The sequence below is a fragment of the Synechococcus sp. R55.3 genome (assembly GCF_047461975.1).
Classification (GTDB): domain Bacteria; phylum Cyanobacteriota; class Cyanobacteriia; order Thermostichales; family Thermostichaceae; genus Thermostichus.
In genome coordinates this window covers 1-24927 of the sequence record NZ_JANSIG010000015.1, presented here as the reverse complement: position 1 = coordinate 24927, position 24927 = coordinate 1, and the positions used below count along the sequence as shown (strand labels likewise).

General features: G+C 59.1%; 21 protein-coding genes, 1 rRNA gene and 1 CRISPR repeat array. Of the genes, 9 read left to right on the top strand and 13 right to left on the bottom strand.

The genetic code is table 11. The annotated features are described in order from the left end of the window. Window positions 1–42 precede the first annotated feature (42 nt). Together NW849_RS04055 and ald are read left to right on the top strand one after the other, a co-directional pair. Window positions 43–1155, top strand: coding sequence for an LptF/LptG family permease (locus tag NW849_RS04055; RefSeq protein WP_414356059.1), 1113 nt, complete (start codon window positions 43–45; stop codon window positions 1153–1155). A 100-nt stretch (window positions 1156–1255) separates the two neighbouring features. After that, window positions 1256–1901: a CRISPR direct-repeat array (repeat unit 37 nt; unit sequence GTTTCCGTCCCCTTGCGGGGAAAAGGTAGGGATCAAC). A 335-nt stretch (window positions 1902–2236) separates the two neighbouring features. Continuing rightward, on the top strand, window positions 2237–3325 hold the full coding sequence (gene ald, locus NW849_RS04050; protein WP_414356056.1) for an alanine dehydrogenase: 1089 nt from the start codon (window positions 2237–2239) through the stop codon (window positions 3323–3325). Between the two features lie 36 nt (window positions 3326–3361). Here ald and NW849_RS04045 read toward each other — a convergent pair whose 3' ends face one another. From NW849_RS04045 to rpsN, 4 genes are all read right to left on the bottom strand, one after another. Further along, window positions 3362–4135 (bottom strand): ABC transporter permease, encoded by a 774-nt coding sequence (locus NW849_RS04045; protein WP_414356055.1) that lies wholly within the window; start codon window positions 4133–4135, stop codon window positions 3362–3364. 76 nt (window positions 4136–4211) lie between these two features. Then, entirely contained in the window at window positions 4212–5048 is an 837-nt protein-coding gene (locus tag NW849_RS04040; protein ID WP_414356054.1) for an ABC transporter ATP-binding protein, read from the bottom strand. Window positions 5049–5486: 438 nt separating this feature from the next. Next, window positions 5487–6119, bottom strand: coding sequence for a ribonuclease D (locus tag NW849_RS04035; RefSeq protein ID WP_414344670.1), 633 nt, complete (start codon window positions 6117–6119; stop codon window positions 5487–5489). Window positions 6120–6176: 57 nt separating this feature from the next. Next, complete coding sequence (gene rpsN / locus NW849_RS04030) at window positions 6177–6482, bottom strand: 30S ribosomal protein S14 (protein ID WP_011432985.1); 306 nt, start codon at window positions 6480–6482, stop codon at window positions 6177–6179. A 186-nt stretch (window positions 6483–6668) separates the two neighbouring features. Here rpsN and NW849_RS04025 point away from each other — a divergent pair, with 186 nt between their 5' ends. Further along, on the top strand, window positions 6669–6983 hold the full coding sequence (locus tag NW849_RS04025; RefSeq protein ID WP_414356053.1) for a hypothetical protein: 315 nt from the start codon (window positions 6669–6671) through the stop codon (window positions 6981–6983). A 20-nt stretch (window positions 6984–7003) separates the two neighbouring features. Here the strand turns inward: NW849_RS04025 and NW849_RS04020 are convergent, their stop codons facing one another. Continuing rightward, complete coding sequence (locus NW849_RS04020; protein WP_414356051.1) at window positions 7004–8542, bottom strand: YcjF family protein; 1539 nt, start codon at window positions 8540–8542, stop codon at window positions 7004–7006. Between the two features lie 80 nt (window positions 8543–8622). Next, entirely contained in the window at window positions 8623–9114 is a 492-nt protein-coding gene (locus tag NW849_RS04015; protein WP_414356050.1) for a cytochrome c oxidase assembly factor Coa1 family protein, read from the bottom strand. 524 nt (window positions 9115–9638) lie between these two features. Here NW849_RS04015 and NW849_RS04010 point away from each other — a divergent pair. Further along, entirely contained in the window at window positions 9639–9959 is a 321-nt protein-coding gene (locus NW849_RS04010; protein ID WP_414356049.1) for a hypothetical protein, read from the top strand. 42 nt (window positions 9960–10001) lie between these two features. Here the strand turns inward: NW849_RS04010 and NW849_RS04005 are convergent, their stop codons facing one another. From NW849_RS04005 to pcrA, 3 genes are all read right to left on the bottom strand, one after another. Continuing rightward, window positions 10002–13199 carry an efflux RND transporter permease subunit gene (locus NW849_RS04005; RefSeq protein ID WP_414356047.1) on the bottom strand — a complete coding sequence of 1066 codons (3198 nt, stop codon included), beginning with the start codon at window positions 13197–13199 and terminating at the stop codon, window positions 10002–10004. A 62-nt stretch (window positions 13200–13261) separates the two neighbouring features. Then, on the bottom strand, window positions 13262–14533 hold the full coding sequence (locus NW849_RS04000) for an efflux RND transporter periplasmic adaptor subunit (RefSeq protein WP_414356046.1): 1272 nt from the start codon (window positions 14531–14533) through the stop codon (window positions 13262–13264). A 269-nt stretch (window positions 14534–14802) separates the two neighbouring features. After that, window positions 14803–17163: a DNA helicase PcrA gene (gene pcrA / locus NW849_RS03995; RefSeq protein ID WP_414356045.1), complete on the bottom strand. Its 2361-nt coding sequence runs from the start codon at window positions 17161–17163 to the stop codon at window positions 14803–14805. A gap of 186 nt (window positions 17164–17349) precedes the next feature. Between pcrA and NW849_RS03990 the strand changes: the two genes are divergently transcribed. Further along, complete coding sequence (locus NW849_RS03990; protein WP_414356043.1) at window positions 17350–17928, top strand: hypothetical protein; 579 nt, start codon at window positions 17350–17352, stop codon at window positions 17926–17928. Window positions 17929–18059: 131 nt separating this feature from the next. Then, on the top strand, window positions 18060–18704 hold the full coding sequence (locus NW849_RS03985) for a hypothetical protein (RefSeq protein WP_414356042.1): 645 nt from the start codon (window positions 18060–18062) through the stop codon (window positions 18702–18704). A 3-nt stretch (window positions 18705–18707) separates the two neighbouring features. Here the strand turns inward: NW849_RS03985 and dapF are convergent, their stop codons facing one another. After that, a complete protein-coding gene (dapF, locus tag NW849_RS03980; RefSeq protein WP_414356040.1) occupies window positions 18708–19577 on the bottom strand; it encodes a diaminopimelate epimerase in 870 nt (289 codons plus the stop codon). 26 nt (window positions 19578–19603) lie between these two features. Continuing rightward, on the bottom strand, window positions 19604–19735 hold the full coding sequence (gene psbN, locus NW849_RS03975; RefSeq protein WP_011432995.1) for a photosystem II reaction center protein PsbN: 132 nt from the start codon (window positions 19733–19735) through the stop codon (window positions 19604–19606). A gap of 217 nt (window positions 19736–19952) precedes the next feature. On the opposite strand from psbN, the gene psbH reads away from it, so the two are divergent. Further along, on the top strand, window positions 19953–20156 hold the full coding sequence (gene psbH, locus NW849_RS03970; RefSeq protein WP_011432996.1) for a photosystem II reaction center phosphoprotein PsbH: 204 nt from the start codon (window positions 19953–19955) through the stop codon (window positions 20154–20156). Between the two features lie 94 nt (window positions 20157–20250). On the opposite strand, the gene NW849_RS03965 is transcribed toward psbH, so the two are convergent. Next, window positions 20251–21447, bottom strand: a complete 1197-nt coding sequence (locus tag NW849_RS03965; protein WP_414356038.1) for a PQQ-dependent sugar dehydrogenase — start codon at window positions 21445–21447, stop codon at window positions 20251–20253. A gap of 172 nt (window positions 21448–21619) precedes the next feature. On the opposite strand from NW849_RS03965, the gene NW849_RS03960 reads away from it, so the two are divergent. Beyond that, window positions 21620–24040: a glycoside hydrolase family 31 protein gene (locus tag NW849_RS03960; protein WP_414356036.1), complete on the top strand. Its 2421-nt coding sequence runs from the start codon at window positions 21620–21622 to the stop codon at window positions 24038–24040. Here the strand turns inward: NW849_RS03960 and NW849_RS03955 are convergent. Beyond that, entirely contained in the window at window positions 24033–24500 is a 468-nt protein-coding gene (locus tag NW849_RS03955; protein WP_011432999.1) for a peroxiredoxin family protein, read from the bottom strand. The genes NW849_RS03960 and NW849_RS03955 overlap by 8 nt on opposite strands. 350 nt (window positions 24501–24850) lie before the next feature. On the opposite strand from NW849_RS03955, the gene NW849_RS03950 reads away from it, so the two are divergent. Then, window positions 24851–24927 (top strand): 16S ribosomal RNA (locus NW849_RS03950); the annotation flags it as partial.

Here is a 24927-nt window from a genome sequence, read left to right as displayed (position 1 = left end):
CTCTCCCTTGGGGATGAGGGCGATCCCTTTCAATTCTCAAACATGGCACGGTTGCTCACCAAGTTCTGGCTGCTGGAGCGCTATCTGTTTGGGGAGATGCTCACCCCAGTGCTGGCCGGTATTGCCGGGGGAACCCTGCTGCTGCTGGTGGGCCGGTTGTTTACCCTGGCCGAGCGGCTGGTCGAGGGATCCGTCCCGCCTCTAACGGTGTTGCGTCTTTTGGTTTTGGATCTGCCGGAGATGGTGGTGCTGGGCATGCCCATTGCCGCCTTCTTTGCCACCATGCTCACCTTGGGCAAGCTGAGCGGCAACAGCGAGATCACCGCTATGCGGGCAGCCGGGATCCCGTTTAGCCGGATTTTCCGGCCCCTGCTGCTGGTGGGGTTGGCCATGAGCTTGAGCGCTTTTTTCATTAGCAACGTGCTGCTGCCAGCCAGTAAACAGCAAATCCGCCAGATCGATCAGCAAGCTTTGCTGGCCCAGGCCACCACCCCGGTGCAATACGATGTCTTTTTCAAAACCGAAGACAACCTCTGGTTCTTCATCCGCCAAGTGGATCCCCGGTTGAATACCATGCAAGATGTTACGATTTTGCGGGTGGATCCCTTGCCGGGGGGCAAATACCAGTTGGCGGAAGTGACCTTGGCCGCTCAGGCAGTGTGGAATGGACTGGAGTGGAGCCTCAGCGAAGGAGCGACCCACCTTTACGGCCCCACCGGCCTCAGCATTGCCGAGCAAACGTTTCATCGCAAGCCGTTGCAAGTTTCTCAGGATCTGGCTGCCCTGATGCAGCCGCCGGTTCCCCCCAGCGAGTTGAGCTTGCCGGAGCTGGCAGAGCGGATTTCCCGCCTGGCCCGCTCCAATCTCAATACTCAGGCTCTGCGCACCGAGTTCCACATGCGCTTCTCCCTGCCCTTGGTCAGCTTTTTTGCCGTGCTGATTTCGCTACCCCTGGGATCCACCACCGCGCGGCGGGTGGGACGCTACGGGGGCGTCGTCTTCGGGATCCTGTTGGTGTTTGGCTACTACGTGGTTCTGAGCGTGTCTCGCAGCTTGGGAGAAGTGGGAGCCCTTCCCCCTTGGGCGGCAGCCTGGAGCTTCAACATCCTCTTCGGCGGCCTCGGCCTGCTGCTTTTGGCCCGCTTCTTGCGCTAGGGATCCACCCTAGAATCCGCCAGTCTCAGTTCTCAAGGATGTCTCGAAGAAGGCAGGGATCAACTTTCCTTTCTCTCTCCTCTCGCCTCGCGTAGCTCAGGTTTCCGTCCCCTTGCGGGGAAAAGGTAGGGATCAACAGCAGAAGACCACGCAAGTGGCCGTGGCCATTGTTCTCGAGTTTCCGTCCCCTTGCGGGGAAAAGGTAGGGATCAACAAGACGATATTGTCGTAGACTTCTACGACTGGGAGATCTACGGAAAGTTTCCGTCCCCTTGCGGGGAAAAGGTAGGGATCAACTCGGAGGAAACTATGGCTACTTTCGTCAATCTAACGTTTCCGTCCCCTTGCGGGGAAAAGGTAGGGATCAACGTGGTTTTGTAGCCCGAGTAAGGGAGCGTAGAGCACTCTGTTTCCGTCCCCTTGCGGGGAAAAGGTAGGGATCAACCTGAAGCGCTGGGTAAGCCAAATTGAGGAAGTGATTAAGTTTCCGTCCCCTTGCGGGGAAAAGGTAGGGATCAACAGGTACACCGCGTGACCGAGCGCTCCGTATAATTGCGAAGTTTCCGTCCCCTTGCGGGGAAAAGGTAGGGATCAACGTGCCATCAAAAACCTCTACATCCCTGAATCCGAAGAGCGGTTTCCGTCCCCTTGCGGGGAAAAGGTAGGGATCAACACGCAACTATAATTTAGACTAACTCCACCAAAGCACGTTTCCGTCCCCTTGCGGGGAAAAGGTAGGGATCAACCCTACCCCCGGAAAAGCTTGAATCCATGCAGTTTTCAAGGTGCGTTCGCGAGGGAGTACGGAGACTTCGTGACATAGATATTAACATTGCTCTTGGGGATAAGCGCAAGCAAGAAAATTGGGCTTTCTGAGGCTGTTATGTCTTGTTTTCGTGCCAATCATGGCAAGAGATCTAGGTTTGCCCTTGAAATCTTGAGCTAACAAAATTAGCCTGGCGATTGCTTGCCCCGACAGATCGCGCACAAAACTTTACAATTTTCGCTCTCCTGCTCAGGCCAGGGATCCCATCGGGGAGAGAGTCTGTCTAGACTGGAAAGCAGCCCTACGGGGATCCCTATGCGAATTGGCGTGCCCAAAGAGATCAAAGAGCAAGAGTTCCGTGTCGGGCTGACACCGGCGGCGGTGCGGGCCTTAACCGAACAGGGGCACCAGGTGTGGGTGGAGACCCAAGCGGGCCAGGGGGCGGGCTTCACGGATGAGGACTACCAAAAAGCGGGGGCCAAGCTGGCTGTCACTCCTGAGGAGATCTACCGGCAGGAGCTGGTGGTGAAGGTAAAGGAGCCCTTGCCTGCCGAGTATCCTCTGCTCCATCCCGACCTCATCCTGTTTACCTATTTGCACTTGGCCGCCAGCCGCGAGCTGACCCAGGCGCTGTTGCAATCGGGGGCCACCTGCCTCGCCTATGAAACGGTGGAATTGGCAGATGGATCCCTGCCCTTGTTGATGCCCATGAGCATGATTGCCGGGCGGCTCTCGGTGCAGTTTGGCGCCCATTACCTGACCCGACAACAGGGGGGGCGAGGCGTGTTGCTGGGCGGGATCCCGGGGGTGCCGCCGGGGCGGGTGGTGATCCTGGGCGGGGGAACCGTGGGCACCGAGGCGGCCAAAATGGCCGTAGGCTTGGGGGCGCGGGTGCAGATTTTGGACATCAACCTGCAGCGGCTGAACGAGCTGGAGCTGCTCTTTGGATCCCGTGTGGAGCTGCTCTACAGCACGGCCCAAAGCGTGGAAGAGTGTGTTCGCGAGGCCGACCTGGTGGTAGGGGCAGTGCTGGTGCCGGGAAGGCGGGCGCCGGTCTTGGTGGGAGAAGAGTTGGTGGCCCAGATGCGTCCTCGCTCCCTCATTGTGGATGTGGCGGTGGATCAGGGGGGGTGCATTGCTACCACACGGGTTACCACCCATGCCCAGCCGGTTTACGAAGCCTACGGGGTGCTACACTACGGCGTTCCCAACATGCCCGGAGCCGTTCCCTGGACTTCGACCCAAGCGCTGGTCAACGCCACACTCCCCTACATCCTCAAGCTGGCCAATCTCGGCTTGCCCGCTGCTTTGGAACAAGACTCGGCCTTGGCCAAAGGGCTCAACATCAGGGCAGGAAAGATCGTCCACCCGGCAGTGCGGGCCACTTTTCCAGATTTGGGCTAGCTTGTTCAGGCATCGGTGGGATCCCCTGGAGCAGATCTACTGTCGCCAGGACAGGACATAGCGCTCCAAAGCCGCAAAAAAGGTGTAGAGCAAAATGCCCATAATGCCGAGGGCAACCAAACCCGCAAAGGCCAAAGGCACATCAAAAGAAGAGCTGGCCGACACGATCAGGTAGCCCAGCCCCTGGTTGGAAGCCACCGTCTCCGAGATCACCGAGCCGACAAAAGCAAAGGAGATGGCCACCTTCAACGAGGCAAACAGGTAGGGCATGCTGTGGGGTAGCCCCACCTTGGTGAAAATCTCCCAAGAGCTGGCCCCCAACGAGCGCAGCACATCCCGCATTTCGGCTTCCACCGTCTCCAGCCCCACCGCCACATTGACTGCAATGGGGAAAAAGGCCAGCAAAAAGGCCGTGATCACCGCCGGGATCAGGCCCAAGCCAAACCAAATCGCCAGCAGCGGCACCAAAGCCACCTTCGGGATGGTGTTAAACCCCACCAGCAGCGGGTACAAACACAGATGGGCCAGGCGGGAGCTGCCGATGATCGATCCCAGCAATATCCCCCCCACCAAAGCCAGCGCAAAGGCCAGCAGCGTCGAAGTGAGGGTGGTTAGGGAGTGACGCAGAATCACCGGGCTCCACTGGTTCATGGCTGCGAGGATCTGGGTGGGCGCCGGCAGAATGAAGCGAGGAACGTTGAACAGCCCCACCCCCACCTGCCAGAGCACAAGGGTCAAAACGATGGTGACAGCGGGCAAGACCACAGAAGCCGTTTGGGTCTGCAAAAATCGGTCAAATGATTTTTTCATGGGATCCCTCGGCAGAGATGCGCGGTAACCTGTCCAGCAAACCTTTCCAGATTTTTTGGATCAAGGGCTCTTTGGCCTAATAGCTGCGCCGAATGTGCTGGCGCACTTCCGAGACCAAGCGGTGAAACTCGTCCGTCAGGCAGATCTCCAGCGGGCGTGGACGGGGCAGATCCACTTTGAGGGAAAAGATGATCTCGCTAGGCCGTGGCCCCATCACATAAATGGTATCGGAGAGGAAAACCGCCTCCCGCAAATCGTGGGTGATCAGAATAGCAGTGCAGCCGGTGCGCATCCACAGCCGTTGCAACATTTCCCACATATCCTCGCGGGTAAAGGCATCCAGAGCAGCAAAAGGTTCGTCCAACAGCAGCAGCTCCGGCTGATGGATCAAAGCGCGGCACAAGGAAGCCCGCTGCCGCATTCCCCCAGAAAGCTGCCAAGGATAGGCTTTCTGAAAACCCTCCAAGCCTACGGTGGCCAGCAGCTCCAGCGCCGACTTCTCGTGCTGGGCCAGGTTTTGCTTGAAGGTGCGCTTGTAGGGCTCTACCACCTCCAACGGCAGCAACACGTTCTCCAGGGTTGTGCGCCAGGGCAGCAGCACCGGGTTTTGAAAGGCCATGCCCACACTCTTCAGGGGGCCGGCGATGGGCTGCAACTGAAAGTAGAGGGTGCCGCCATGGTCAGTGTTCAGGCCGGCCATCATCTTCAAAAGAGAAGTCTTGCCACAGCCGCTCGGCCCAACAATGGAGACAAACTCCGAGTGGGCAACAGAAAAGCTGACGTCGCGGATGATCGTGACTGGGGATCCCTTGGTGGGGTACTGCAGCGAGACGTGGCGCAACTCCAGAACGGGCTTGCCCGAAACAGCGGGGGAAGATAACCCACTTTGAACCACCCTCTGCGACTCCAACATTGACTCAACTCCAATGATTTTCATAGTGTCCCAAGTGAGGGCTGATCCCCCTGATCCAGACAGATGATGGCGGGAGCAATGAGGGTTGCAGGCCGGTTTATCTCGAGAAGCCCATTGGTACGACCAGCCCCATCCTCACTACATCAAAGAGAAGGGCGGCCAACTGTGTTGGCAGATACTTTATGCGCCGGTGACGTATCCCCATTTTCAGCTTCGGGAGAGGGGGGATCCCTGAGAATCCGGTCATCCAAAAGAATATGGTCATTTCGATGCAAACTAAGACACTGCACCCACACTAAAACGTTGGTCGCGTCGTCGCGCCAGCGTTGCGGAGCAATAATGCACGAAGCCAGAAAGCCTTTCTCAGTAGCCCTGGCGTCTCAACCTAACCTGAAACGACTATAACTATCTATAACTATCTATCAAATAAGACTCCGACTACTGATGTTCAAAGACGTTACTGAAGCCCAACAGATCCAGCTCGACCAAGGTGGGCAAATGTTGGAAACAGCGCTGTGCCAACTCCCAGCGTTCTTCCCGCCGTAACATCTCCGCCAGCTTGTGGCGAACCGGAATCAAATAGCGAACATCGTTGGCGGCATACTCCAGTTGTTCGGCGGATAGCGCGTGGACGGCTCCCCAATCGGAGCTTTGGGCAGTTTTGTTGAGTTCGACCCCGCACAGCTCGCTCACCACATCCTTGAGGCCATGCTTGCTGGTGTAGGTGCGGGCCAGTTTGCTGGCAATTTTGGTGCAAAAGACGGGCCACGCCCGGATCCCCAGGTGATAGCGCAGCATCGCCAGGTCAAAGCGGGCGTAGTGGAAAATCTTTTCAATGTTGGGATCCGTCAGCAGCCCCGCCAGAAGGGGGGCCTGCTTTACTCCACGGCTCAACCGCAACAACACCACCTCGCCGGCAGGGTTGGCGATTTGCACCACGCAGAGCCTGTCCCGCTGCGGGATCAACCCCATCGTCTCCGTATCCACGGCCAAGTGGGGTTCCCCGGCCAGGGCCTTTGCCACTGCAGGGGTGAGATCTTCGTCACAGAGCTGAAAAGGTTGCAGGCCCACTCAGGATCTCTCAAAAGGGTGTTTTGGCTGCATAACCAAGCGGCGAAGGCCAGGCAACTACCAGCTAGACTTGACCACACCTGGCAATAAGCCTCTGTGGGCCATTTCCCGCAGGCTGTTGCGGCACAGGCCGAAATCGCGGAAGTAACCCCGGGGACGCCCGGTTTTCCAGCAGCGGTTGCGCAGGCGTGTGGGCGAGCTGGCCCGAGGGAGTTTTTGCAGTTGGGCGTGCAGCTCCATGCGGGTGGCCTGGTCGATGTTGGGATCGGCCATGGCCGCTTTCAGTTGTTGGCGCTTCTCCCGATACTTCTCGACCAAGCGTTGGCGCTTTTTCTCCCGCTCGATCATGCTCTTTTTAGCCACGGCTCACTGTTTCCCCAGATTTTTCAGCTTTACTAGGATAACGGGGAGCAGCGGCTCCAAGCAAGGGGATCCCAGAGCCGCCTACGGCCATCCTTGCCCATGTTTTTCCGGTCTCCGTGGGATCCCTGAAGTCAGCCCTTCGGCTTCGGGGCAATCTACTTTTATAGGCGAGGTTGGTGTTGGGTGATGGCCATTTCCAAAGTGATCTCGTTTATCGCCGCCAAGTTTAGGGTTTCCCCAGAGCAGATCGAGGCCACGCGCGGGATTCTCCCCAAGCCCCCGGCTCTGTTGGCGGTGCTCAAGTCCGCTCCTCCGCTGCCCAAAGAGGTTTTGCAGGATCCCAGCTTGGCCTACATCTATCCTGCCGCCTTCATCCAATGGTCAAAGTGCATGCACGGCTTGGCGGAGTGGGATACCGTGCCGGCACTGAGCTACGCCGATTATGTGGCGCAAATGGAGCTGGCCTTTATGCCGACCGATATTGCCGTGAGTGGCTGCTAGGGATCCCTTGGGCTGGCCCTTTAGTCTTTGCTCATTCCATTTCGGAAAATGCGCCGAGAAGCCTCGCGGACAAACTCTTTGAGCCAACCGGATTTTTGGGTATTTTGCACCTGGGCCTTAACCACCGCCTGCATCCCCCCTTCGCCCCAGCTTTGGTTGTGCTGGAAGTACTCAATGAAGCTCTTGCCGGCAATGCGGGTGAGATAGCCGGCGCTGGCCGCCTGAATGGGGGCTGTCGCCAGAAAACCGACGACGCTTACCTCGGCAACGGTGGCCAAGATCCCCGTGGTCAGTTGGATCGCTCCTTCCACCAAGCCCAAGCCGGCTAAGGTTTTGGCCAGAGACAAGGCCAGCTCCCGCCCCTGCTGCAGATCCATCTTGCAGCCGTAAAGGGATCCCAGTTCCACCACCATCTGGGCGTTGATGGCGGCAATGGCCAGCAGATCCACCGCCGGGATGGGGTTGGCGAACACCACTCCTGTAACAATCCACTGAAAGCGATCGATCACTTCCTCGGCTTGGCGGCGCAGTTGGGCTTGGAGAATCCGCTTGGCCTCTTCCCCCAACTGTTGCGATTGCAGCAGAGCATTGTCCAAGGCCAGGGATCCACCTTCGGCATAGAGCACTGCCTGCACGCGATCCCGCACGGCGGCCACATCCGGCTCCGGTCGCCAGGTTTGGGATCCCACCCGTACAGGGGCTGGAGCAGCGGCAGCCATCAACACATCCTGAGGTGGGATCAGGGGATGAACCCGCTCCCGCAGGCGTTGCAAGAGGATCTGCCGTTCTTCTGAGGTGTAGCGATCTGCTTTGTTCAGGATCAGCAAGGCCCGTTTGCCCAGGGCGATCAACCGGCGCAAGGGATCTACCTCCGACTGGCGCAGATCCCCATCCACCACCACTAGGAGCAGATCGGCAGCTTGGGCTTGGGCTTGCGCCTCCTGTTCCCGCATCACCCCTGCCGGGCCGATCTCCAAAATGCCGGGGCAATCCACGATCTGCACCGGCTGCGGGATCCCGGGCAAGTTCCAATCGTAACAAGCTACCGCCTGGGTGGTGCCCAGAGTGGCCCCCACCGCCCCCGCCCGCCGCCCCAGCAGCGCGTTCACCAGAGAAGTCTTGCCCGCCGACCCGGTGCCGAAGACCACCACCTTCAGTTGGGGCTGGGCCAATTGTTTGGCCAGTAGGGCCGACCGTTCTGCCAGCGCTGCCCGCGCCACCTGATCCTGGATTTGCGCCATCTGCGCCTCCAGTTGGGCCAAGTTCTGTTGCGCCGCTTTCCGCTTGTCCAAGGCCGTCTCCGGCAAGGCAAGGGGTTGGGTAATTTCCCTCCTGCTGGGGGCGGGTTGGCGAAACAGAAACAAGTAGTAGATGGCAGCGGCCAAAAACACCAGCAGCAGCAGCAGCAGCACCCCGATCAACAGCCCCCCCAAAATCGGGTGGTAACGGGTGGCGTAGTACAGATCGAGAAACGATTGGATTAGCCAAACGATCAGGCCGGTGAACGAGGCCAACAGCGCCAACAACAGCAGCAAGCGCAGGTAAGGGAGCGACCGCATAGGGATCCAAGGCCACAACCGTTCGCGTCAGCGGGACGGAGTCCTTTTGACTCTACCCGCGGCTGAGCCTATTCGGCTACCTAGATGTCGCCCTCTGGCTGCAGGGGCAGGGCTTCTCTATCCGGCTCTTCCTCTTCACAGCGGGATCCCCCCTCAATGACCGGAATGGCCTGCGGATCCCCGTCAACTTTCACCTGCAGATGGCGCAACTGCCATGCCGAGCCCGCCATGCCCCGCTCCGATTCCACAACCACATCGCCGGTGCGCTGGGCCCCTGTAATCAAAAAAGACAGACACACCCAGCCCGCTTCCTCATTTTCCTGAAAACGCAGCCGCGAGGGCCATCCCGGCCTCAAGGGTTCCCCCAGACGTTCCACCACCACAGCATTTTGTTTGAGCTGCTCCACCGCCAACTGGTAGGTGCGATAGGCACCCGAAGTGCGGATCCCATTCCAGATCAGGATCCCTGCCCCCGCCAGCCCCAAGCCCAACACCGCCAGCAGGCCCAAACAGCCGCAGCCACAGCAGCCCAGAGGGACAGCACAGCCGACTGTTTGTGGAGTTTCCGACACGGCCAATCGCCACTACAGAATGCCCCCACACTAACACAACACAAAGCTGGTGCTCATCCTCTATGCCTTCATTGCCGACAAGGTACAGACAAAAAGCCAAGCAACCCTACGCCATTTGTCGGTGACGAACATCGCTTCTCAGTTCCGTATTGCCACAGATATCTGTTACGGCCTCAAACAACAGCTCGAAAAATCATGGGATCAGCACCTCTTTGGCAAGTTCAAGCAACTCACTGTTGAGTCTAATTTTGTACTGCAGTGAGGATTGGATCCCTACGTATCCAATTGTTGGCTCTACTCCCACTTCGATTGGAAAGGCTTGTGAAGCAAGGATTTCAAGCTTTTCGCCTGAATAGGATCTGGATGGATCAGAAAGTCAATGGATACCTGGAAAGCCCTATTTCCTGAACATTGGGAAAGATGACAAAGCGCGCATATCGAATCCGCTATTTGGCGGAGTAAATATCAGGGGGATTTATCGAGAATAAGAGCAGCAAAAGGTCTCAATCCAACCGCATAAACCTATGGATGAAGCGACGACCGTGACCGTGCAGCAGATCATTCAAACCGCCATGATGACCGGTCTGCTCACTGCTGCTCAGGAACACGAACTCAACGTGAGGCTATTCCGAGAGGAGTGCTCCGAAGCCGACCTGTTTCTGCTGCGCCGTTTGCACCGCTGCCTACGCCAGGAATCCATCCGCCAGATCCCGGCTTTGCACAACACCATAGCGGTTGGCCGCTTTGGCCCGCCCCTGCGCCTGGTACCGGACAGAGCCGAGGACGCACAGCCCCAACCTTCTGGGCTGAAACTGGTGCCTAAGCCTAACCCCAAGGTCAGCTAACCGAGATCAACAACGCCAATCCATCAGCAACGCCAACCACAGCTACTGACCGGAAGTCTCGGACAAGGCTGGGGGTGGGGCAACCGCTAGCTGGGGAAAAGAGGGAGTTGAGGTTTTGCTTTCCCCGCCATGCAGCAGCACATAAAAGCAAGGGATCACCAACAACGTCAGCAGCGTCGCCAGGGAAAGGCCGGAAAAGACCACAACCCCCAGCGGCTGTAGCAGTTCGGATCCCTCTCCCCAGCCCAGGGCCAAGGGAAACAGGCCCAGCACCGTCGTCACGGCGGTCATCAGGATCGGGCGCAGCCGCTGCGGGGCAGCCTCTAGCATGGCACTGCGGTAATCCAAGCCCTGTTCCTCCCGGATTTGGTTGGCCAACTCCACCATCAAAATGGCGTTGTTGACCACAATGCCCACCAGCAGCACCGCCCCCACCAGCACCGTAGCGCCCACAGCCGTGCGGGTGAGGAACAAGCCCAGGATCCCGCCGGAGAGAGCCAAGGGCACCGTCAGCATGATCACCAGCGGGTCGAGGAGGGAGTTATACTGCACCGCCATCACCACAAACACCAAAAAAGCTGCCAGGGATCCCAGCAGCAGCAGGTTATTGCGCAGCTCCCGGTTGTTTTCCAAAGCCACGCTGGGCAGGCGGGTCACGCCGGGGGGCAACTCCAAGCCGGATAAGATCCCATCCAGCTCGGCGATGGCGGCACTTTGGCTGGCCCCGGCCCTAAGACTGCCGTTCAAAATGACCACCTGCCGTTGGTTGAGACGGCGAATTTCCCCAGGGGCCTCCCCCATCTGCAACCTGGCCACATCCCCCAAGCGCAGGGGCTGCCCATTCTGCACAACCAAGGGCAGGCGCTCCAGTTGCGAAGGCTGGGTGATGGACGTGGCCGGGCGAACCCGCACATCCAGGAGGCGGTCTCCCTGCTGCAGTTGGGCGGGCACGGATCCCTGCACTGCCGTCTGTACCACCCGGCCTATGTCCTGAAGGCTGAGGCGCAAGGGGGCGGCCCGCTCCCAATCGGGCCAAATCTGGAGTTCCGGTTGGCTGTCATCCGCCTCGGGGCGGAAGGTGGAGAGGGTGGCCTGTTCGTCCAAGGCCCGCAACACTGTGCGGCTGGCCTCTTGAAGCGCCTGGGTGCCTTCCCCTTGAAGCACCACATCCACTTCGGCATTGATGGCAGAGTTACGGGCGGAAAGGCCGCGTACACTGCCCGGAGACAGGCGGATGCGGGATCCCACCAGGTTGAGTTGGCTGACCAGCTCATTCATCCGATCCACAAAGGGCCGCACTGCTGTGCCGGGCTTAAGGGTGATGGTGCTGGTGCCCCGCAGGGGGTTTTCAAAGGTGCTGCCCCCGAAGGCAGATCCGCCTGCGGTGGTGAACACATACTCCACCTCAGGCTGTTGCAGCAGAAGGCGATCCACCTCCTGCATAATGCGGTGGTTGGTATCTAGGGTGGTGCCGGGGGCAAAGTTGGCAGACAGGTTCACCTGCCCGGTGCTGATGCGGGGCAGCAGCTCCTGGTTCAGTTGCCCGGCCATCCAGTAGCTCCCTCCGCCCAGGAGAAGAAATGCCAGCAAGATCGGCAAGGCAGGTCGTTCTAACAGACGGCTCAGCAACCGTTGGTAGGCGTAGGTGCCGCCCAGCATCGCCCGCGCAAAGCTGCGGATCGGGCCCCACTGCCCCAATCCACTGCTGCGGCGAATCGTCAACAGGCGTGAGGTGAGCATGGGCACCACCGTCAGGCCCACCACCAGGGATCCGGCCACAGCAAAGCTGATGGTCAAAATCAGCTCGTTGAAAATCAGCGAAACAAACCCTCCCACCAGCAAAAAGGGCAACACCGACACCAAGTTGGTGGCCGTTGAGGCCACCAGGGCCGATTCCAACTGGCGGCTGCTGCGCTCCGCCTGCTCGAGCACCCGCTGCCCAAACCAACGGGCATCCTGCCGCGGGATCCCTTCTGTTCCTTTAGCGATGGCTTCCAACATCACGATGGCGTTGTCCACCACGATCCCCACCCCCAGGGCCAGGCCCCCCAGGCTGATGATGTTGATGGAAAGGCCGAACAGGCCCATCAGCAACACCGCCATCAGGGTGGCCAGAGGAATGGCCGCCACCACGATCAGGGTCTGGCGCAGGGATCCCAAAAACAGCAGCACCGCCAGCCCGGCCAGCACCCCCCCACTCACGCCGGCAAGAGCCACACTTTGAATCGAGCTGCGGATGAAGCGGGACTCGTCGCCGGTGGGGATCAGGGTCACCTCCGGCGGGATGAGGCCAGCGGCCCGCAGTTGCTCCAGGCGGCGACGGATCCCGTCCACCACGCGGATGGTATTGGCATCGGGCTGCTTTTGAATGCTCAGGCGCACCGCCGGCTTTCCATTCAAGGTTACCCGCACCCCTTCGGCGGCAGGGCGAACAGCCACCGTGGCAAAATCGCGCAGGTGCACCGTTCCTCCGCTGGGGGTGTTGAAGCGCAACGCTTGAATGTCTTCTAGGCTGCGGAACCGGCCCATTGTGCGCGTCAAAGGCTCCAACAGCTCGCCGCGGATCCGACCACCGGCAAGATCCTGGTTGCGGGCTTGCAGTTGGCCGAGCACATCCGCTAGGCCCAGCCCCAGGGCCTGCAGCCGCTCCAAGTCCAGATCCACCTGCACCTCTTCAAGGGTGCCCCCGGCCACATCCACCGTAGCCACCCCCGGCACCACTCCCAGCTCGCGGGCCAACTCTGCTTCAGCAAAGCGGCGCAGCTCCACGCCCGTCAGCCCAGGCGCGCTCAGGGCAAACTCGTAAACAGGCAACTGGGAGGGGTCAAACTTGAACACCGTGGGAGCCGAAACCCCATCCGGCAGCCGCCCTCTGGCCCGGTTCACCGCTGCCGTGGTGTCGTTCAGGGCTTGGTCGATGTTCCCCCCTGGCGCAAAGAAGAGATCCACCCGAACCTGCCCTTCGCGGGTGGTGGAATAGAGCTGTTCCACCCCTTCCACTGTGGAAAGAGAGTCTTCCAAAGGGCGGGTGATCTCCTCAACGGCCACCTCTGGGGTTACTCCCGCCAGCTCCACCCGCACGCCAATACGGGGATAGACAATCGAGGGCAGCAAGTCCACCGGCAGGCGGGTGAGGAAATAGAGGCCCATGACGATCACTGCCAAGGCCAGCATCAGGGTGCCGATGTGGCGGCGGATGGCCAGGCCGCTGAGGCTGAGTCCACTGTTGGCTGGGGTCATGGGTTTGGCTTCCTTGCTATTCAAACTTGCTATTCAGAAACTTGCTATCCAGAGTATTCAGATCAAAATCGTTCGGAGATGACACTCAACTGCACTTCCTGCCCATCTTGGAGAGGAGCAGAGCTGCGCACCACAAACGGTTCGCCAGCCTCCAATCCCAACACAATTTCCACCCGTCCATCCCGCTGTTCTCCCAATTGCACCGGGCGGGCCAACACCCGCGTTACTTCTCCCTGCCGCTCCACCACAAAGACCGTAGCAGAACCCGGCCCATTCTGCTGAATCGCTGTTGCGGGAACGATCACCCGTTGAGCCGCCGGCCCCGTCAATGCCACCCGCGCCAGCAGCCCACTGCCAATGCGTCCGTTGGGATTGGCGATCACCACTTCAACCGGGATCAGACGGGCCTGGGGATCCGCAGCCGGGGAAATGCGGACAATTTGTCCGGCGAAGCTCTGGCCGGGAAAAGCGTCCAATTCCACCCGAACGGCTTGGCCCACCTGTACGCGCGACAACTCCAACTCGGAGAGGGGAAACTCCACCCTCACCTGGCTGAAATCGGCCACCGTCAGTACATCTGCCCCTGAGTTCAAAAAGCTGCCCGGATCCGCCTGCCGGGAGAGCACCACCCCACTTAGGGGTGCTCGCAACTGTGTGTAGGAAAGGCGCTCTTGGGCCTGAGCCACCAAAGATCTCTGCGCTTCCACCTGGCGTTGGGCGGCGATCACGGCTTGTTCTTGGACGCGAACCTGGTCTTCCGCAGAGCGCAAAGCCTGGGCGGCGGTGCGGGCCGCAGTACGAGCTTGCTCCGCCTGCTGGGCAGAAACAGCTCCCTCCTGTGCCAACCGTCCTAGGCGCTCGGCATCGGCTTCCTGTTGTAGAAGATTCAGACGGGCCTGCTCCACTTGGGTGCGGGCATTGCTGAGCTGCGCTTGTGCCTGTGCCACCTGAGATTCTTGCGCTGCCAGTTGGGCCTGGGCCTGGAGAAGAGCAGCCTGCAGCAGCGTGGGATCCAGTTGGCCCAGCAGTTGCCCCTCTTGGACGGGATCCCCGACCTCCACCGATAACTCCAAGAGCAATCCTTCGGTACGGGTTCGCAGCGTGGCTTGCCGCAGGGGCTGGGTAGTGCCGGTGTAACGCAAGTCGGCCCCCAGGGATCCCACCTGGGCTCTGGTCACATCTACCGAGACAGGACGCGGTGCTCCCATCCCTGCTGGACGCTGGGCCCAAAACATCTGGGCATAGACGACAGAGCTAGGAACACCCAAAAACAGCACTAGGCTGAGTGTGCAGGCGTGAGGAAGCTGCCATTGGGGAGAGTAAACCCGGCTCACAGGCACAAGAGAACGACTTGTCGGTTTGGACTGCCCACCTAGCGAAATGGTTCAAACCCAGACGGTGAACTCGTGAACCTTTCAGGGGCTTTACTCTGGCAGACCTTCACAGTTCTACACGATAAAAGGGATCCCTGCCAACCCATTCTCCAGAGAGCCTTTCACCAGCACAAGAGGTTCCTGCAAAGGCAATCTCGAATGAGCTACAGACTTCTACACCACTTCCCCTTATCTCTCTTCATCACTGGGTTCCTTCCGAGTTCAGCCGCTTAGCTGAGCTTTTGAATGGGAGCAATACGGGGATCCAGGATTTTCTGTTGCCCAATACCGGGAAACCTCACCGCAATCGTGACCCGTTCACCGCTGCCGAACACATGGGTAATCTGGCCTTGTCCAAATTGGGGATGTTGCAAGCGATCGCCAATCGCCCACTGTTCTGAACGGCCTTGGCCGGGATTGGGCTTGGCCTTGTGTGCCGTTGCAAGGGGCAGCCCACTGCCGTGGGAAAGCTGTCGAGAAGGGGCTCCGCGCCTGTCGGACTCGATCAACTCTTGAGGTAGCTCACTTAAAAATACGGAAGGAATGGCCGGTTCTCGGTTGCCGTAGAGCATCCTTTCCCTGGCGTGGCTGATATACAACTGCTCACGGGCACGGGTAATGCCCACATAGCAAAGGCGTCGTTCTTCTTCCAAGGCAGCGGGATCTTCCAAAGCCCGGAAATTGGGAAACAGACCCTGCTCTACCCCCACCAAGAACACAACAGGAAACTCCAAACCTTTGGAAGAGTGCAACGTCATTAGCGAAACTTTCTCAGCGCCTTCCTGAAGGTTGTCCAAGTCGGAAGCCAAAGACACATTGCTCAAAAAAGCCTCAAGGCTGGGATCCTCCTGTTCTTCCTCGAATTGGCGGGCGGCATTGTAAAGTTCCATCACGTTGGCCGCTCTTTCTTCGGCTTCGTCTGTACCCTGTGCCTTGAGATCCTCCAAATAGCCGGAATCCCTTAGCAGCCCTTCGATAAGGGTGGCGGCTGAGGTTTGAGAAGCCTGTCGATGCCAGTGCTGAATCAACTGAGCAAACTGAATGACAGGCTTAGCCGAACGGCCCGCCAAGCTACTTACAGAGGTTTCATCGCTGAGAATTGCCCACAAAGGCACGTTGAGAGCCGCCGCCGCTTCGGTCAGCTTGTCCAGGGTGGATTTGCCGATGCCACGGCGCGGCACGTTAATAATTCGCAGCAGGCTAAAGGAGTCGGCAGGGTTGGCCACAACCCGCAAATAGGCCAGGACATCCTTAATTTCTTTGCGATCGTAAAATCGCAGTCCGCCTACCACCGTGTAAGGGATCCCCCACCGCAGCAAGACCTCTTCAAAAGGACGGGATTGAGCGTTGGTGCGGTAGAGAATGGCAAAATCTCCCCAGGAAAAAGCATTGGCATTTTGGCCGTGTAATCGTCGGATGGTATTGACGACAAACTCGGCCTCTGCAATCTCGTCATCCGCCTGATGAAGGAAAATCGGACTTCCTTGCTGACGGGTTGGCCTGAGAACTTTATCAATGCGCTCTGTATTTTTCTCGATGAGGGCGTTGGCCGCCTGCAGAATGGTAGCTGTAGAGCGATAGTTCTCCTCCAGCTTGATCATGGTGCGGGTATCATCATCCGGGAGACCATCTCCAAAGGTCTCTTGAAACTCCAGCAAAATGGTAAAATCTGCCCCGCGAAACCGATAGATGCTTTGATCGGCATCTCCCACCACAAAGATCGATCGGTTTCTCCAATCCAACCGAGATCTGCAGGTCTCGCCGTTGGTGGCCAACAGACGAATCAACTCATACTGAGTGCGGTTGGTGTCTTGGTATTCATCCACCAAAATGTGTCGAAATCGTTGGTGCCAGTAAGCCAACACCTGCTCGTTTTGTCGAAAAAGCTGCACTGGTATCCAAATCAAGTTATCAAAGTCCAGAGCATTGTTGGCTGCCAGTTGGTCTTCATAGATTTCGTAAACTTGGGCAATGGTACGGCCACGGAAGTTGGGCTGATTGCGCTCCAGGTCGGCAGGAGTCCAACCTTGGTTTTTGGCATTGCTAATGGCGTAGCGTACCGACCTTGGGTCAAACTTGCGCTCATCCAAGTTCAGTTGCTTGGTTACAATCTCCTTCACCAGGGATTGGGCATCTGATTCATCGAAAATCGAGAAGTTGCGAGTCCACTTTCGCCCCTTGGGATCCTGATATTTTTCAATATCTATGCGCAGGATCTGGGCAAATAAGCTGTGGAACGTGCCAATCCAAAGAGGCTTAATCCAGCGGTGGTAAACAGCAGATTTTAGTCGCGTTGCCTGGGCCGGCTCCAATTCCTCTAAGGGGATCCCAAATTGTTCTTGAGCTTCTTGTTCGGCAAAGAGCTGCTCAATGCGCTCTTTCATCTCACGGGCGGCCTTGTTGGTGAAGGTCACGGCCAAAATTTCTCCTGGATCCACCCGATAGTGGCGAACCAGGTAGGCAATGCGGTGGGTGAGGGCGCGTGTCTTGCCGGAACCTGCCCCGGCAACCACCAGCAACGGGCCACAAAAATGTTGCACCGCTTGGCGCTGAGAAGGGTTGAGGGCATCCAGCAAAGAGGCGTGAGTCATGGCCAGCAAACCAGAAACTGCCTTCCATTATGGGCACCAACCCAATGGGGATGAGAAGCCGAGAGGTCATTTTGGAACGCCAAAGATGAAGATCGGTTAAGATTTGGCCGGCCCGCTCCAGAACTCCCCGCCATGAACCGAGTGCTGTCCTGCTGCTGTGCCCCGGCTAACCGCTGCTGGCTTTGCTTGCCAAAGAGACTTGTCGCTTCGGGGTTTGTCACCCTTGTCCTGCTTTTGGCGGGCGCGTTCGATCCCGTTCAAGCCGGCAACTGCCCCAGCAATGGTAACCGTGATGAATCTCTGGCTTTCAAAGTGGAGAGCGTTTTCGGAGGGCAGCTTGACTTAAGTCGGTACGACGGCATTCAAGCGCTGATCCTGACCAACAGCCAAACCCGCTCGCAATCGGAAGCCCTCTCCAAAAGTTTGGCCCTGGAGTTCGGGCGAAACCCCCGACTGCGACAGATTGTGCTGGTAGATGGTAGGGGGCTGCTGTTGGTGCGAAATTTGGTTTTGCAGGTCATCCGAGAGAGCGTGCCGACGGATCCTCGTTTGGTTTCTCCATTTGTGTACGTCTCTGTCGATTTTGAGGGAGCAACCATCCAGAAGCTGCAAGAAATAGCCGCTGCAGCTTTGCCTGGGATCAATTTTCGCCGCCAGGCTGTTTTGTTGCTGTTGGACGGCCAGGGAACTCTTCTGAGCGGATTTGCCGACTTGGAGCAATCCAACCTCAGCATTCGCCGGTGCATTCGCACCCTCATGGGATAGTCCCACTTCCCTTTCACACCGGCAACGCCTCTCCTCTGCTGCTCTGGCCCAAGCCATTAAACTGGTCATACCGGTCATGTTGAAGCTTTGAGTCAACCGGTCGAACGACGGCTCTCTGTTCGCGGGATCCCATGCGCCGCCAGCTCAAAATCTTGAACCAAATCCTCGATTACAAGCTTGCCGACTTGCGGCTGTTTGGCCGAGCCGAGCTGAAGGGGCCTGTTCTCAACGTGCTGCTGGAACGGCTGCCAGGCGATGTGGTGGATACCCTGCAGGTGATGGAGGTGGTGCGCAATGCAGTGGAGGCCTCTCTGCTGCAGGGGTTGCGCAAGGTCAACGTTTACCTTTGGTGCCGCGGACAAACCGAAGAAGCGCCGGAGTGGAGCGAAAGTTTTGCCGTAGAGCCATTGGTCTTGGCCCACCCCAAAGAGCCCCGGAATCTGGCTTCCAGCTACCGACAAGACTATCCCGGTATGCGGGTGCTGTTTTTCTGCTTGGGCATCTGTCTGGGCGGCCTTTACCTGTTGGGGGGCTGGGAGCAGACAGGTTGGATCGATTGGATCCCCGTAGGACTGGCCTTCGCCTTGGGGGTGATCTTCCCCTGGCTCAAACGCTCCCTCAGCCAGTTTGTACACCCTCTATTTCTCCGCCTTGGCCTGGGCTTGGGCTTGGTCTTATTGGGCCTGGCAGTGGCGCTGATCTGGCGGCAGGGCTGGAGCGTTGCCTATGGGATCCTCGGCCTCCTGGCCATCCTCCTGTTGGGTCTGGGAGCCTAGTTCTCAACCGGCAGTGGTGCCGCTGAAGACGTGTAGGGCAGGGCCGGTCATCCACACGTGCTGTGTGCTCGGATCCCAGCGAATTTCCAGATTTCCTCCCGGCAGTTCCACCGTAGCTTGCGGTTCTGCCCGCTCTTCCAAGACAGCAGCCACCAAAGTGGCACAGGCACCCGTCCCACAGGCCAGCGTTGCCCCTGCTCCCCGTTCCCAAACCCGTAGGCGCAGACGAGTCGGGCTGAGCACCTGCACAAATTCGGTGTTGGTGCGCTCAGGAAAGGCCGGATGATGCTCAAACAGGGGGCCCACAGCTGCCAAGTCCAGCTCCTCCAGGGATCCCTCTTCTTCCAGGAAGACCACACAATGGGGGTTGCCCATGCTCACCGCCGTCACCCGCCACTCTCGCCCGGCCACTGCAAGCGGCTGCCGAATGACCTTCTCATCCGGTTCGACCAAGGTGGTGGGGATCTGCTTGGCCAAAAGGCGAGGGATCCCCATGTCCACTGTGACCAGCCCATCTGCCCGCACCTGCGGCACGATTCGCCCCGCCAAGGTGTGGATCTGGTAGGCGCCATCCCGACCTGGGATCCCCAAGTCCTGCAGAAAGCGGGCCAAACAGCGGATCCCATTGCCGCACATCTCCGCCTCGGAACCATCGCTGTTGAAGAGGCGCATGCTAAAGTCCGCCCCCTCCTGCCCTGGCAGCAGGAAAATAACTCCATCGGCTCCTACCCCAAAGCGGCGATCGCAAAGGGCGACGGCCTCTTCCGGGCTCAAGCAGGGCTGAGACTGCCGGCGGTTGTCCACCAGGATAAAATCGTTCCCCAAACCCTGGTACTTGTGAAAAGAGAGATGGGGGATCAGCCGAGCAGACATTTACCCAGATATCCCAACGACAAGCTTTAATCCTCGTGCATCTCGTAGGGATCCTGCAAGTCCTTGGAAGGGGGGCCAAAGGCCGTGTAGATGGCAAACGCGGTGATGCAGATGGTGACTGCCGCAATCGCCACAATTAGGGAAAAGGTGGGTTCCATATCTAAGTCTGAGTCCTCAGATCCTGAGAGCGTTCGACTACAGTATTACACAAGTTTACAATTCATTGCTCAAGGCAAAAGGGGTTGGCCAGATTCTGATAGCGTGATTTTAATGGGGTGGCTGTCTGGGCGGTGCCGAGCACCAAGGATCCACCGCCCGGGTTGGTCATCTTCGACTTCATCAATGTGTTCTGTTCCTAACTTACTGCGAGAACCTATGGCCATTCGTACCAGACTGGGCGATCTGCTGCGTCCCCTCAACTCGGAATACGGTAAAGTGGCTCCCGGCTGGGGCACCACGCCCCTGATGGCGGTCTTCATGGCCCTATTTGCCGTCTTCCTGTTGATCATCCTGCAGATTTACAACAAGTCGCTGCTCTTGGAAGACATTAACGTCTCCTGGGAGAGCCTCAGCTTTTGAGTTCCCAGGCCCTACTCTGGGGAAAGTCCCTGTCCCGCCAAAGAGCTGCCCAGCGGGAGCAGGATAGTTTCCGTCATCTCCTAAGCCGATGCCTTCAGGGTGCTGGCTCCAGGCGCAGCAGGGATCCATTCGGGGCGTCCGTCAACAGGTAAAGGAGTCCATCCGGCCCCTGCCGCACATCGCGAATGCGGCCCACCGCCCCCTCTAAGAGACGCTCTTCTGCCACCACGCGCTCTCCATCCAGTACCAGACGGGCCAAGTGTTGCCCGGCCAGCGCCCCCACAAACAGGTTGCCCCGCCATTCTGGGAAAGCCTCTCCCGTGTAGAAAGTCATGCCAGAAGAAGCGATAGAGGGCGTCCAGTGCAGCAGAGGGGAAGCCAAGCCGGGAGCTGCCGCCAGTCCTTGGCCGACGGGTTCTCCCGTATATTCTCGACCGTGGGTGATTAGGGGCCAGCCGTAGTTGACGCCGGGGGCCAAGATGTTGATCTCGTCCCCACCCTGCGGCCCATGTTCATGGGACCAAATTGCCCCTGTTTCAGGGTGGCGGGCCATTCCCTGAATGTTGCGGTGGCCATAGGTAAAAGTTTCCGGCAAAGCCCCTGCTTGGCCGACAAATGGGTTGTCCGCCGGGATCCCGCCCGCATCCGTAATGCGCAACACTTTACCGGCAGAATCCCCCAAATCTTGGGCTCGATCCCGTTCTCCCCGGTCTCCGGTGCTGATGTAGAGGAATCCTTCTTCGTCAAAGACCAAACGGGAGCCAAAGTGCTGCCGGGCAGGGGTTTTGCGCTCCATATCAAAAATCACTTCCAGATCCTGTAGGCCCCCTTCCCCCAGACGGGCTCGCGCCACCCGCGTGCCTCCCCCACCGGGCCCAGGCGCTGCATAAGACAGATAAATCCAGCCGTTCTCTGCATGGTTGGGGTGCAAGGCGATGTCCAGCAGGCCCCCCTGCCCCTGGGCAAACACCTCGGGCACACCGGCTATTGGCTGGGGATCCAATCCCTGGGGGGTAACTCGGCGCAGCCGCCCTGGGCGTTCGGTAACCAAGAGAGTTCCATCCGGCAAAAAGGCCATCCCCCAAGGGTGCTCCAAACCCTGGGCCAAAGTAACCACCCGAAACGCTTGCTCCGTTCTGGCCCTGGGCAAGGCTTGGGCATGATCCCCCTGTTGCAGGGTCATCACCATCTCCGGGCTGACCGGGTAGGCCGCCACGACAGCGGGGACGGACACCCCCCCAAAAAGCAGCAGTGAGGAGAGAAGCTTGATCGCCGGGATCCTCATGGCCATTGCCGCCTCGTTTTCGCGATGGATTCTGGGATCTGAGCTAACCGATTATTGCCGCTGCTCTTCTGGAGAGGGGTACCGATGAGGGCAGAACCCGCTACGGACAAGCGTGGGCAACCCGCTGTTCCCTCCCGGCCTTAGGTTAGCCTTGAGGGCGGCGATCTGTCTCCAAACCATGCTGGAACCTGGCGAGATCTTGGGACTCCGTCCCGCTGACGCGAATGGCCAATTCCCCGCCCGCCCACCCCAAAGGCAAACTTGTGGATCCCTGCAACAGCTCCAGGCTCACTCTCGCGGGATCCACCTCATCTGTGCCCAGGGCTGCTGGTCTGTGCAGATCCTCACCCCCCGCCTGTTTCGGCTGCGCTTCGGACTCCGTCCCGCTAGCGCAAATGGCCCCAGCGGAGACTTTTTGCCCCGCCGTTCTTGGGATGTTGCCCTAGCCGACGAAGAGTGGCCCCCGACTTCCTTTCAACTGCAGGAAAGCCCTGCCCAAGTCCACCTGTCCACCTCGCTGGTGCAAGTCCGCATCGACCGGGATCCCATCCGGTTTAGTTTTCAAGATTCTCAAGGGCAAGAGTTCTGCGCCGATGTCCCTTTCGGCCTTACCTGGGGATCCGACGGGATCCGCCTCTGCAAACACCTCCACCCTGCCGAGCACATCTACGGCCTGGGGGAACGGGCGGGGCTACTCAACAAACGGGGTCGGCGCTACAGCCACTGGACTCGCGACTGCTGGAACTACGACGCCCACAGCGACAATCTCTACCAGGCCATTCCCTTCGCCCTGTTTCTTCGCCCCAACCTCTGCTACGGGCTCTTCCTGCACTGCACCCACTGGAGCCAGTTCGACCTGGGCCAGATCGATCCCGAGCAGTGGGCCATCGAGGTGCGCGCCCCCGAGCTGGATTACTACCTGATCTACGGCCCCACCCCGGCCTTGGTGCTCGAGACCTACACCCAACTCACTGGGCGGCCTCCCCTTCCTCCCCTCTGGGCCTTGGGCTACCAACAGTGCCGCTGGAGCTACGCCAGCGCCGCCCAGGTTCAAACCGTTGCGCAGCAATTTCGCCAGCGGCAGATCCCCTGCGACGTCATTTACTTGGATATCGACTACATGCGCGGCTACCGCGTCTTCACCTGGGATCCCCGCCGCTTCCCCGAACCGGCCCGGCTCATGGCCCAACTCCACGAGGCTGGCTTCCGGGTGGTAGCCATTGTGGATCCCGGCGTCAAGTTCGAGCCCGAAGCCGACTACGCCGTCTTCGACGAGGGCTTGGCCCAGGATTTCTTTATCCGCCGCGCCGACGGCCACCTCTTCCATGGCTACGTTTGGCCAGGCAAAGTCCTCTTTCCCGACTTCTTGCGCCCCGGAGTGCGGCAGTGGTGGGGATCCTGGCAACGGGTTCTCACCCAAGCCGGTGTGGATGGCATCTGGAACGACATGAACGAGCCGGCCCTCAACGACCGCCCCTTTGGAGACGGCGGCCAGATCGTCGATATCCCCCTCGATGCCCCCCAAGGCCCACCCGACGAACCCACCACCCACGCCGAAGTTCACAACCTGTACGGCCTGCTGATGACACGCGCTTCCCGTGAAGGCTTGGAACAGCTCAACCCCAACCGGCGCCCCTTCGTGCTGACTCGCTCCGGCTTTGCTGGGATCCAGCGCTGGGCTGCCGTCTGGACAGGCGACAACCAATCCTCCTGGGAACACCTGGAGATGTCCCTGCCCATGCTCCTAAACCTGGGCCTGTCGGGAGTTAGCTTTGTCGGCGCGGACATCGGCGGCTTCGGTGGCAATGCCACTCCCGAGCTGTTTGCCCGTTGGATGCAAATGGGAATTCTTTACCCCCTCATGCGCGGCCACAGCGCCCTGGGCACCCGCCCCCACGAGCCCTGGAGCTTTGGCCTCGAAGTGGAAACCATCTGCCGGCAGGCCATTCAGTTGCGTTACCAGCTGCTGCCCTACCTCTACAGCCTCTTTTGGGAGTCCAGCCAAACCGGATCCCCCATCTTGCGCCCCCTTCTCTACGAGTTTCCCGACGATCCGCAAACCTACGAGATCTCAGATCAAGCCATGCTGGGATCCGCCCTCCTAGCTGCCCCTGTGGTTCGGCCTGGCGTGCGGTGCCGCGCTGTTTACCTACCCCAGGGCACTTGGTTTGATTGGTGGACAGGTCAGGCCCACACCGGCCCCCGCTACATTCTCGTCCCTGCCCCTCTCGAACAACTGCCGCTGTTTGTGCGGGGTGGCTCCGTTCTGCCTTTAGCTCCCCCCTGCCCGTCCACCGCCCACCTGCGCCGTGACCAACCGCACCTCAAACTCTACCCCGGCAACGGCAGCTTCACCCTCTACGAAGACGACGGGGAAACCCTCGCCCATCGAGCAGGAGCCTGGGCCACCACCTTCTTCCGCTTGCAGCAGCAAGATAGCCAGCTCATTTTGGGAATTGGGGCTCGCCAGGGCAACTGGATCCCGCCTGAGCGTAGCTGGCTTCTGGAGCTCCTTGGCCACACTCCCCTCTCCCTGCCGGACACCGGACAGCCGCAACAGGTTCTCTGGCCCACCCCAGAGGATCCCCCGTTTAGCTAATCGCCCTCACGGCCTCCAGCAGCTCCCGGTTGTCTCGCTTGAACAAGGGCAGCCACTCCACATGCTGGTAGCGTAGGATCCCTTGGCTATCCACCAAAAAATAGGCCCGCCGCGTCCCCAGCAGGCTGTCCACCCCGTACTGCTGGCTCACGGTTCTGTCCACATCGCTCAGCAAAGGAAACTCCAGCTTAAGCTGCTCGGCAAAGGCTTGGTGCCTGGAGAGGGGATCGCTGCTGATCCCCAAGATCTCGCAGCCCGCGGCCCGGAAAGCTTCCCAATCCTCCCGAAAGCAACGCATCTCGCTCGTGCATACCGGGGAAAAATCCGCCGGGTAAAAGGCCAGCAACACCTTGCTCTTGCCCCGGTAGGCAGCCAGTGAAATCTGGGCTCCCTTTTGGATCCCTTTCCCCACCGCAGGCAAGCTAAAGTCAGGAGCAACAGCCCCAATCACAATCCCCATAAGCCCGTCTGACCCAAACTAAGCTCACTTCAACAGTCTAGCGGTGGATCCGGATCCCTTCGGCCTTCCCAAAAAAAGGTTAGTAGGACTTGACGTGGGGGTGGTGGTGGGGATAGGGTAGTAAAGCGCTGATGAGGCCACCAGCCCCGGCGTCCCAGAACCTTGACAAGTAAGCTGTTCAGTCAACCATCGCCCGGCAAGCAGCAAAACAGACCCCCTGAGGGTGCTGTGGCTGCTCATTCAACCCTGTCAAGTTTCCATTTCACTTACAAACTTCCTCAACGTCAGCCCAATGCTTATTGAGGCAGCCGGCAACAGACGTTGAGGGTCCAAAGACAAACTCTTGCATCGACACGGAGAGTTTGATCCTGGCTCAGGATGAACGCTGGCGGTATGCTTAACACATGCAAGTCGGACGGACACCTTC

What these genes read in the sequence shown, in the direction of transcription:
- NW849_RS04055 (WP_414356059.1), top strand. Translation starts at nt 43, where the DNA reads ATGGCACGGTTGCTCACCAAGTTCTGGCTGCTGGAGCGCTATCTGTTT.
- ald (WP_414356056.1), top strand. Translation starts at nt 2,237, where the DNA reads ATGCGAATTGGCGTGCCCAAAGAGATCAAAGAGCAAGAGTTCCGTGTC.
- NW849_RS04045 (WP_414356055.1), bottom strand. Translation starts at nt 4,135, where the DNA reads ATGAAAAAATCATTTGACCGATTTTTGCAGACCCAAACGGCTTCTGTG.
- NW849_RS04040 (WP_414356054.1), bottom strand. Translation starts at nt 5,048, where the DNA reads ATGTTGGAGTCGCAGAGGGTGGTTCAAAGTGGGTTATCTTCCCCCGCT.
- NW849_RS04025 (WP_414356053.1), top strand. Translation starts at nt 6,669, where the DNA reads ATGGCCATTTCCAAAGTGATCTCGTTTATCGCCGCCAAGTTTAGGGTT.
- NW849_RS04020 (WP_414356051.1), bottom strand. Translation starts at nt 8,542, where the DNA reads ATGCGGTCGCTCCCTTACCTGCGCTTGCTGCTGTTGTTGGCGCTGTTG.
- NW849_RS04010 (WP_414356049.1), top strand. Translation starts at nt 9,639, where the DNA reads ATGGATGAAGCGACGACCGTGACCGTGCAGCAGATCATTCAAACCGCC.
- NW849_RS04005 (WP_414356047.1), bottom strand. Translation starts at nt 13,199, where the DNA reads ATGACCCCAGCCAACAGTGGACTCAGCCTCAGCGGCCTGGCCATCCGC.
- pcrA (WP_414356045.1), bottom strand. Translation starts at nt 17,163, where the DNA reads ATGACTCACGCCTCTTTGCTGGATGCCCTCAACCCTTCTCAGCGCCAA.
- NW849_RS03985 (WP_414356042.1), top strand. Translation starts at nt 18,060, where the DNA reads ATGCGCCGCCAGCTCAAAATCTTGAACCAAATCCTCGATTACAAGCTT.
- dapF (WP_414356040.1), bottom strand. Translation starts at nt 19,577, where the DNA reads ATGTCTGCTCGGCTGATCCCCCATCTCTCTTTTCACAAGTACCAGGGT.
- psbN (WP_011432995.1), bottom strand. Translation starts at nt 19,735, where the DNA reads ATGGAACCCACCTTTTCCCTAATTGTGGCGATTGCGGCAGTCACCATC.
- psbH (WP_011432996.1), top strand. Translation starts at nt 19,953, where the DNA reads ATGGCCATTCGTACCAGACTGGGCGATCTGCTGCGTCCCCTCAACTCG.
- NW849_RS03965 (WP_414356038.1), bottom strand. Translation starts at nt 21,447, where the DNA reads ATGGCCATGAGGATCCCGGCGATCAAGCTTCTCTCCTCACTGCTGCTT.
- NW849_RS03960 (WP_414356036.1), top strand. Translation starts at nt 21,620, where the DNA reads ATGCTGGAACCTGGCGAGATCTTGGGACTCCGTCCCGCTGACGCGAAT.
- NW849_RS03955 (WP_011432999.1), bottom strand. Translation starts at nt 24,500, where the DNA reads ATGGGGATTGTGATTGGGGCTGTTGCTCCTGACTTTAGCTTGCCTGCG.